8 protein-coding genes are annotated in these 9172 nt (G+C 63.9%); all 8 read left to right on the top strand.

Annotated elements, in window-relative coordinates; genetic code table 11:
- Nucleotides 1-115 precede the first annotated feature (115 nt).
- Nucleotides 116-1045: a hypothetical protein gene (locus RCCGE510_RS06035; RefSeq protein WP_192815281.1), complete on the top strand. Its 930-nt coding sequence runs from the start codon at nucleotides 116-118 to the stop codon at nucleotides 1043-1045.
- Nucleotides 1046-1114: 69 nt separating this feature from the next.
- A complete protein-coding gene (gene nadA, locus RCCGE510_RS06030; RefSeq protein ID WP_007628145.1) occupies nucleotides 1115-2086 on the top strand; it encodes a quinolinate synthase NadA in 972 nt (323 codons plus the stop codon).
- Nucleotides 2083-3618: an L-aspartate oxidase gene (locus RCCGE510_RS06025; RefSeq protein WP_007628143.1), complete on the top strand. Its 1536-nt coding sequence runs from the start codon at nucleotides 2083-2085 to the stop codon at nucleotides 3616-3618. The genes nadA and RCCGE510_RS06025 overlap by 4 nt, the downstream gene beginning before the upstream one ends.
- Nucleotides 3596-4516, top strand: a complete 921-nt coding sequence (gene nadC / locus RCCGE510_RS06020) for a carboxylating nicotinate-nucleotide diphosphorylase (RefSeq protein WP_192815280.1) — start codon at nucleotides 3596-3598, stop codon at nucleotides 4514-4516. Before RCCGE510_RS06025 ends, nadC begins: the two co-directional genes overlap by 23 nt.
- A 359-nt stretch (nucleotides 4517-4875) precedes the next feature.
- A complete protein-coding gene (locus tag RCCGE510_RS06015; RefSeq protein ID WP_037077923.1) occupies nucleotides 4876-6828 on the top strand; it encodes a BTAD domain-containing putative transcriptional regulator in 1953 nt (650 codons plus the stop codon).
- Nucleotides 6829-6930: 102 nt separating this feature from the next.
- Complete coding sequence (locus tag RCCGE510_RS35105) at nucleotides 6931-7074, top strand: hypothetical protein (RefSeq protein WP_007628140.1); 144 nt, start codon at nucleotides 6931-6933, stop codon at nucleotides 7072-7074.
- A gap of 94 nt (nucleotides 7075-7168) precedes the next feature.
- Nucleotides 7169-8413, top strand: coding sequence for a YcaO-like family protein (locus RCCGE510_RS06010; RefSeq protein WP_037077921.1), 1245 nt, complete (start codon nucleotides 7169-7171; stop codon nucleotides 8411-8413).
- Complete coding sequence (locus RCCGE510_RS06005) at nucleotides 8410-9153, top strand: TfuA-like protein (protein WP_007628138.1); 744 nt, start codon at nucleotides 8410-8412, stop codon at nucleotides 9151-9153. Before RCCGE510_RS06010 ends, RCCGE510_RS06005 begins: the two co-directional genes overlap by 4 nt.
- Nucleotides 9154-9172: the final 19 nt, after the last annotated feature.

The following is a 9172-nucleotide window of genomic DNA, read 5'->3' as shown; positions in this document are numbered from 1 at the left end:
GTCTCGATGGCTCGGCATCCGTCGTGACGCGATCGTCCCCGCGTCTCCGGCACCGTCTTCCCGCTGGGGAGAAGGGCGGACCCGCCATTGGCTTCCGTCCCCGCCTGTGTCAGGAATGACCCATTCGGAACGGAGTATTCGGTCCCCTGTGACGATCGGCTTTGCGCATGCGGAATTGATTGCGGTGCTCGTCGCGGTGACGGGGGACGAGCCGCGTGTGATGACCATCCGCTCCGGCGATGCACTGCCGTCAGGCCCTTTCGAAATGGGCCATCGCACCCTGCAATCGGGCCTGCGCGAATGGGTGCAGGAGCAGACCGAACATCCGGTCGGCTATCTCGAACAGCTCTATACTTTCGCCGACCGCGACCGGAACAACGACATCCCGGGCGGGCGGACGATCTCGATCAGTTATCTCGGCCTCGTCAACGAACAGTCGGGCGCCGGCCGGCCGGGATGGCATGGCTGGTACGAATATTTCCCTTGGGAAGACCATCGGCAGGGCCGGCCAGTCGTGCTTGACGAGATCATAGCCCGCCTGAAGAGCTGGGCCGATGCCGATCCGGCCAGGCGCGGCCATCGCCATCGCCGGGCCGATTTCACCTTCGGCCTCGACGGCGGCGGCTGGAACGAGGACCTGGCTTTGCAGCGCTACGAACTGCTCTACGAGGCGGGGCTGGTCGCGGAAGCCGGATGTGCTGGCGAAGCCAATCTCGGCCGGGCGATGTTTGCCGATCACCGCCGCATTCTGGCGACGGGGATCGCCAGGCTGCGCGCCAAGATCAAATACCGCCCCGTCGTCTTCGAACTGATGCCGGAGAGTTTTACCCTCTTGAGGCTGCAGCGCACCATCGAGGCCTTGGCGGGGCTGACGCTGCACAAGCAGAACTTCCGCCGCCTGATCGAACAGCAGGAACTGGTCGAGGAAACCGGCGGCACGGAAAGCGAAACCGGCGGCCGGCCGGCCAAGCTCTTCCGCTTCCGCCACACCGTGCTCGAAGAACGGGCGCTGGCTGGAACGAAATTACCGCTCTCCCGCAATTGACATATGCTCACCGTGAGAATATCTATTTGCCTATGATATGCTCAAATAGAGCATAATTAGGAGCCGGTCATGAAGCACGCAGTTTCCGCATCCTCGCTCTATGAGCGCGTCAGCCGCGTCATTCCCAAAGCCGAGTGGATGACGTTCGAAAACGACGTCGACGCCATCCTCGAGTTGAAGCGCCGCCGCAACGCCGTTATTCTTGCTCATAATTACCAAACGCCGGAGATCTTCCACGGCGTGGCCGATATCGTCGGCGACAGTCTGGCACTCGCCCGCAAGGCGATCGAGGTCGATGCCGACGTGATCGTGCTGGCCGGCGTGCATTTCATGGCCGAGACCGCCAAGCTTCTGAATCCCGAGAAAACCGTGCTGATCCCGGATCTCGGTGCCGGCTGTTCGCTGGCGGATTCGATCACGCCCGAAGATATCGCGCTGTTGCGCCAGGCCCATCCCGGCGTACCCATCATCACCTATGTCAACACCTCGGCCGCGGTGAAGGCCGCCTCCGACATCTGCTGCACCTCTGGCAATGCCAAACAGGTGGTGGAATCGCTCGGCGTGCCCAAAGTGCTGATGATCCCGGACGAATATCTGGCGCGCAATATCGCCCGCGAGACTGATGTCGAGATCATCGCCTGGCACGGCCATTGCGAGGTGCATGAACTTTTCACTGCCGAAGACGTGCGCCAGCTGCGCGAAAACCATCCCGGCGTGACGGTGCTCGCCCATCCGGAATGCCCGCCCGAGGTGGTAGCCGAAGCCGATTTCGCCGGCTCGACCGCTGTCATGTCGGACTATGTCGGCAGCCGGAAGCCAGCCCGCGTCGTGCTGCTCACCGAATGCTCGATGAGCGACAATGTCGCCGTGCACCATCCCGATGTCGAGTTCATTCGCCCCTGCAATCTCTGCCCGCATATGAAGCGGATCACCCTTGCCAATATCCGTGCGGCCCTTGAGGGAAACCGCCACGAGGTGACGGTCGATCCGGCGATTGCAGTTGCCGCACGCCGCGCCGTCGAAAGGATGCTGGCGATATGACCGAGGCTCTCCACAATCTCGCCGGACGCACGGTCATCGTCGGCAGCGGCCTTGCCGGGCTGATGACCGCATTGACACTGGCGCCGGAACCGTCCGTCATCGTCACCCGCGCTAGCCTCGGTGCGGAGACGTCGAGCGCCTGGGCACAGGGCGGCATCGCCGCCGGCATGGGCGCCGACGACAGCGCGGCGCTGCATCTTGCCGATACACTGATCGCCGGCGACGGGCTCTGCGATCCCATTGTCGCCGCCGGCATCGTGGCCGAGGCGCCGGCGGCAATCGCGGCGCTGGAACAAGCCGGCGTCCGTTTCGACAGGAATGCCGCGGGCGGACTCTCGCTCGGGCTGGAGGCAGCCCATAGCCGCCGTCGCATCGTCCATGCCGAAGGCGACGGTTCGGGTGCGGCGATCGTCGCCGCGCTGGTGCGGGCGGTGATGCAGACACCTGCCATAACAGTACTCGAAGGCTTCGAAGCGCGGCGGATTCTGATGGACGGCGAGCACGTGGCCGGCCTGCTCTGCGCCACCGCGAAGGGGGCTGTCATCCTGCCGACGTCGAAGCTGGTGCTCGCCACTGGCGGCATCGGTGGGCTCTACGGCGCCACCACCAATCCGATGGGCAATTTCGGCCAGGGCATCGCGCTCGCGGCAAGGGCGGGTGCTGATCTCGCCGACATGGAATTCGTCCAGTTCCATCCGACGGCGCTCAATTCCAGCCGCCGGCCTTTGGCGCTGGTCAGCGAAGCGGTGCGCGGCGAGGGGGCCTTGCTCGTCAACGAACGCGGCGACCGCTTCATGGCCCGCATCCCAGGCGCCGAGCTTGCGCCGCGCGACGTGGTGGCGCGTGCCATCAGCGCCGAAATCGCCCGCGGCGGCCGTGTCTTCCTCGACGCCCGCGATGCGCTCGGCAGCCGGTTTGCCGTGCGTTTTCCCGTCATCTCGAGCCTTTGCGGCGAGGCCGGTATCGATCCGGCGAAAGACCTCATTCCGGTGCGCCCGGCCGTTCACTATCACATGGGCGGCGTTGCCACCGATGCGAATGGCAGAAGCTCGGTCCACGGTCTCTGGGTCGCCGGAGAGGCGGCCTCGACCGGCCTGCACGGCGCCAACCGGCTTGCCAGCAATTCGCTGCTGGAGGCAGCCGTCATGGGCATGCGGGCGGCGCGCGACCTAGCGGGCATGCCGGCACGGGCAACCAGCGCCGTCCTCGCCGAGAAGCTGCCGGCGCCCGCCGATGCATCGCTCGTCCGGCCCATCGTCTCGCGTCATCTTGGGGTGCTGCGCAATGCCGGCGCCGTTGAGGACGCGATCGCCGCCTTGCTACCGCTTGCCGAAGGCGACGGGCCTGCCGCCGATCCGGCTATCGTCGCGCTGCTGATCGCCGTCTTTGCCAGCCTGCGGATGGAATCGCGCGGGGCCCATGCCCGCACCGATTTTCCGCTGAAGCTCGGCGCTGCCAACCGGCGAAGCCTGTGCCTTTCCCAAGCGCTGGAGATCGCCCGCGCGCCCTATGCCCTTGCCAGGAGTGCCTGAGATGAACCTCGTCCCGCTTCCGCGCCTGATTGTCGAACCCTTGGTCCGGGCAGCCCTGCTCGAAGATCTCGGTCTTGCCGGCGATATCACCTCGGCATCGGTCATCCCCCACGATCATCGTTCGACGGTGGTGATGGCCGCCCGCCAGCCGGGTGTAATCGCCGGTCTCGATGCGGCCGAACTCGCCTTCACCCTCGTCGATCCGGCGATCGTCATGCGCCGGCATCTCCAGGACGGCGACGCGGTCAAGCCGGGCGACGTAATCGCCACCATCGAAGGTCCGTCACGCGGCCTGCTGACGGCTGAGCGCACTGCGCTGAATTTCCTCGGCCATCTCTCGGGCATCGCGACGGTGACGGCTGAGATTGCCGCCGCCATCCGCGACACCAAAGCCTCCGTCGCCTGCACGCGCAAAACGACGCCGGGACTCCGGGCGCTGGAGAAATATGCGGTACGGGCCGGCGGCGGCATGAACCACCGCTTCGCGCTCCATGACGCGGTGCTGATCAAGGACAATCACGTCGCCATATCAGGCGGCGTCACCGAAGCGATCCGCCGGGCGCGCGCCGGCGTCGGTCACCTGGTGAAGATCGAGGTCGAGGTAGACACTCTCGATCAGCTGCGCGAAGCGATGGAGACGGGTGTCGACGCCGTTCTGCTCGACAATATGACGCCCGATCAACTGCGCGACGCCGTCGCCATCGTCGCCGGCCGGGCGATTACCGAGGCCTCCGGCCGGGTCACGCCGGCAACGGCTGCGGCAATCGCGGCTTCCGGCGTCGACCTCATTTCCGTCGGCTGGCTGACGCACAGCGCGCCGGTGCTGGATATCGGGCTCGATTTCGTCGAGACCGCAACCGCGACGGAAAGCCTGACCCGGATCGCCCGGGTGTCGTGATTTTGAGAGCATGATGCCGAAAAGCGCGAGCGGTTTGCGGATGACAACACGCTCTAACTATCCAATTTAGAACAGGACTCGGACTTTCGGCCGATCCGGCCGAAAATCATCCTGTTCTAGCCTGCTGGCCATGGAGGACTGCGGCGGCTCAAACAACTCCGCGTCACAGAAGGCAAAATGCGTCTGCCGGAAAGTGTTGGCGAAGCATCTTCTCGGCGAGCGACAGGCGAAAATGCAAATATTCGCTGAAAATTCTTCTTTTTATAGCAAAACCGCTATGCGCGGCGCTCTTATAGCTCTAACGTGATTTCTGCGGCGGCTGCGTTTGCGCGCCTTGGCTTTCAGGGGTGAGAACCGGGATGCAACGGACATCCGGACAGATGTCGACGAACAGGCTGTGCCTGCTCGGAAGACCGAGGCTGCTGGCAGCGGGGAGGGAACTCCCCTTGCCGGAGAAGTCTTATTTTCTCCTCGCCATGCTCGCCGCCGAAGCCAATCTCGAACTGGACCGCGAAACCGTCAGGCGGCAGCTTTGGCAATCTGAACTGCCGGAAAAACGCGCCGGCAGCCTACGCCAGCTGCTGTCGCGTATCGAGCAGAGCATTCCCGCCGACCTTCCACCGCTGCTTGCAGCGACCCGAACCCATATCGGGCTTGCGGACGGCTGGGAGGTCGACGTTCATCTTCTGAAGCAGAAAGCGCCGCTCGCCCCCGAAGACAGCGATATGCTGAACGGCGAACTGCTGGAAGGCGCCAAATCGCCGACGCAGGGCGCCGAGGACTGGCTGACTTTCGAGCGCCAGCGTATCGACGAATTGCGCACCGCCCATCTCACGCGGCTGATCGAGACGTCAGAAGACAGGTCTGATGAAGAGCAGGTCGCACTTGCCAAGCGCCTGCTGGAACTCGATCCTGCCAGTGAGACGGCCTATCGTGCCTTGATGCGCACCCATGTCCGGATGAACGATCCGGCTGCGGCCCGCCAGGCCTATCTGAAGTGCAAGAGCCAGCTGAAGGACGACTTCGACACCGAGCCGGAGGAAAGCACCACAGCGCTCGCCCGCGAACTCGGTCTGATCCCCCCAGCACAAGCGGCAGTGCCGGAGCGCCCATCGGTGCCTGGAATATATGCCGATCTGCTTGGCCAGCCGCGCATCATCATTCTGCCGCCGGAAAGCATCTTCACCGATCCTTTGATGGAGCGTGTCGGCAGGGCGCTTCTCGAAGACGTCACCATCGGCCTCAGCCAGCAGCGCGGCTTCAAGGTGATTGCCGCGCATACGAGCCTGGAAATCCTCAGCCGCTCGATCGACCCGGCGCGTGCCGTGCCCGGCCCACTCGACCTCAGTTTCGACTATGCGGTCTATGTCACCATTCAGGGCCGCGACGAGGATGTCTTTGCCACGTGCCGGCTGACCCGGACGACGACATCTGAGGTGATCTGGGCGCTGGAACTGCCGTTGGTCATGCAGAAAATCAGCGAATCCTTCGCACATCTGACGCGGCGGATCGTCTCCTCGCTCGCCGACACGATCGAGCGCCACGAACTGGCGATGCCGATCGGTGAGGCGCCGGCCTCTGCCTATCGTCTCTATCTCGAAGGCAAGCGGCTGATCGCCCAGACCGACCTGCAGCATCTGCGCCAGGCGCGCAAATGGTTTAAATCCTCGCTCAATCGTTATGAGCATTTCTCGGCCGCCCATGCCGGCGTGTCGCGCGCGCTCGGCATGGAATGGCTGATCCGCGGCATGCGCGACAAGGAACTGCTCGATGAGGCGAACGGTGCCGCCCGGCTTGCGCAGCAGTCCGACCCGAACAGCGGCCGGGCCTACCGCGAGCTTGGCTTCGTGGCGCTTTATCGCCGCCGCTTCGACCAAAGCCTGGAATATTTCCAGCAGGCCCAGGATCTTAATCCCAACGATGCCGACATCCTCGCCGATTTCGCCGACGCGCTTTCTCATGACGGCGATTTCGACCGGGCACTGGAGCTCAGCCGCGCGGCCTTCAAGCTCAATCCACTGCCGCCGGACTATTATTACTGGAACCTCGGCGGCATCCACTTCATGCGCGAAGAGTATGAAAAAGCGATCGACGCACTGGAACCGGTGAAGACCAAACAGGCGACAGCGCGTCTGCTTGCCGCTTCGCATGCGATGGCGGGCGATACCGGAAAGGCGCAGAACTATGCCCGGACCGTTCTGGAAAACTTCCCCGATTTCCGTAGCGAGGATATCCGTCATTTCGTCCCCGATCGCGATCCGGCCTTCACAGAACCGCTGATAAAGGGCCTGCAACTCGCCGGTCTTCCTTGATGCACCGCCTTTTAACGAAGCCTGTAACGCTTAAATGACGCAGGCAATGTTTCCCTCCGATGGTTAACGGCAGTGAGCTGCCCGACCAATCGGAGATGAAACATGAAGACGAATGCTGAAACCACCGCAGTTCAGACACAGTCCATTCGCTTCTCTGCAGCTGCCAGAGCGGCGATGAAACAAGATGAACTCAACGTTTCCGCCAATGCGCTCGAAAGCCTGACGCATGCGCTGAGGTTCCGCTAAGGAACAGATAGGTATGTCCGTTTTCACCGATCTAGAGCAATTCCAGCAAAAGTGTGAAGCGGTTTTGCGTCCGGAATTGTGTGAAAAGAAAGAGATGGAAACGCTTGCCGGTGACCTCAAACGATCATCGGCCGGCGTCAGCGACTATCACGACCGCGCCGTCACACCCGCGCAAACCTTGGCGGCCATCAGGCCGCATCTGCGCGAATTCGGCATCACGCGCGTCGGTCTGCTGACCGCGCTTGACGTGTTGAACATCCCCGTCGCCTTCGCGACGCGGCCCAATAGCCATACGCTTTCGGTCTTCCAGGGTAAGGGTATCGACAATGATGCCGCCATGACCTCGGCCGCCATGGAAGCGATCGAGACGCGGATCGCCGAAATCCCCCCGGCCGACCTGACACTGGCGACGACCGCGAGCATGCGGGCGGAACATGCCGCCATGATCGATCTCGACAATGTCGCCCGCTGCGCGCCGGACGAGATCGGCAGCGGTCTTATTCCCTGGTGCTCCGGGCTCGACATCCTTTCCGGCAGCAGCGTCTTCGTGCCCTGGTGGCTCGTCGGCCTCGATCATCGCGGCGAAAGGCCGCCGGGCTTCGAGCAGTCGAGCGATGGGCTCGCCTCCGGCAACACGCCGTCCGAAGCGGTCCTGCATGGGCTTTGCGAGCTGGTGGAGCGTGACGCCTGGGCCTTGACCCAGCTGAAATCGCCGCAGCGGCTGAAGGAAAGCCGCATCGACCCCGCCTCCTTCGACGATGCGGTCATCGATATCATGACCGATCGGATCACCCGCGCCGGCATGCGGCTGCTGCTGCTCGACATGACCACGGATATCGGCATTCCCGCTTTTTTGGCCGTCATCATGCCCGGCAATCTTTCCGATCGTGTCGACGCGCGCTGGGCGCATGTCTGCGGCGGCTGCGGCTGCCATCCCGACCCGGTGCGCGCGGCGCTGCGCGCCATCACCGAAGCAGCGCAAAGCCGGCTGACCGCGATTGCCGGCAGCCGTGACGATTTCTCGCCGCGCATCTATCAGCGGCTCGATCAGAGTGCCGCGATGCAGCAGGTGGTCGAACTCTGCGAAGGCGACGGCCGGATGCGCGCGTTCCAGGCTCGTGATCGCCGTGCGGCGACGATCCAGGAAACCATCGGCCAGATTGCCGAGCGGCTGGCGGCAACCGGCATCGAGCAGATCGTCGTCGTGCCGTTTGCGCATCGGACCCTGCCGGTCTCGGTCGTCAGGGTGATCGTGCCCGGCCTGGAGGTCGATATCTCGGGCCGGTACATTCAGCTCGGCATGCGCGCGGTCAACACCCTGAAAGGAGCCCAGTCATGAAGGTGCTGTTCGTCGGCCCGAGCCTTGGCAGCGATCTCACTGCTGCGCGCGCCGTGTCCCCGCGCATCGATTTCCGGCCGCCGGCCGCTTGCGGTGACATCCTCAAGGCCGTTCACGACGGCGCCACCGCCATCGGCCTCGTCGACGGCTATTTCGGCGATCTGCCTTCGGTCTGGCACAAGGAAATTCTTTTCGCCCTCGAACACGACGTCGCCGTTGCCGGCGGCGCCAGCATGGGCGCGTTACGGGCGGCCGAATGCGGCCCCTTCGGCATGGTCGGGCTCGGCTCGATCTTCGAAGATTACGAGGCAGGTCGGCTGCTCGACGACGAGGCCGTCGCGCTGGTGCATGCGCCGCAGGCGCTCGGCTGGCTGCCGCTCTCCGTGCCCTGGGTCGATTTCGAGCCGACGATCGACGCGCTTCTTGCCGGCGGCGAGATCTCGTCGGGCGAGCGCAAGAAACTGCTCCTTGCCGGCCGTTTTCTGCATTTTTCCGAGCGCACCTACGCCAAGGTCGCCGACGAGTGCCATTTCCGCAAGCCGCGCCGCGACCAGATCCTCGCCGCAATCCGCGGAAGCCGCGTCGAGCGCAAGCGCAACGATGCCCGACTGGTGCTGGAATGGCTGCGCCGGGACGAATTCTTTCCCGTCAATCGTGACTGGCGCTTTGCCGCGACCTCGCATTGGGAGCTTCTGCACGCCGAAGTCACGCGCAATGCGGTTCCTGTAACGCTTGAATAACGGTCGCGGCTGAAAGATG

This window comes from Rhizobium sp. CCGE 510 (assembly GCF_000292525.1).
Classification (GTDB): Bacteria; Pseudomonadota; Alphaproteobacteria; order Rhizobiales; family Rhizobiaceae; genus Rhizobium.
Note: the sequence above shows the minus strand (reverse complement) of the source record. Positions and strands in the feature narration are given on the sequence as shown.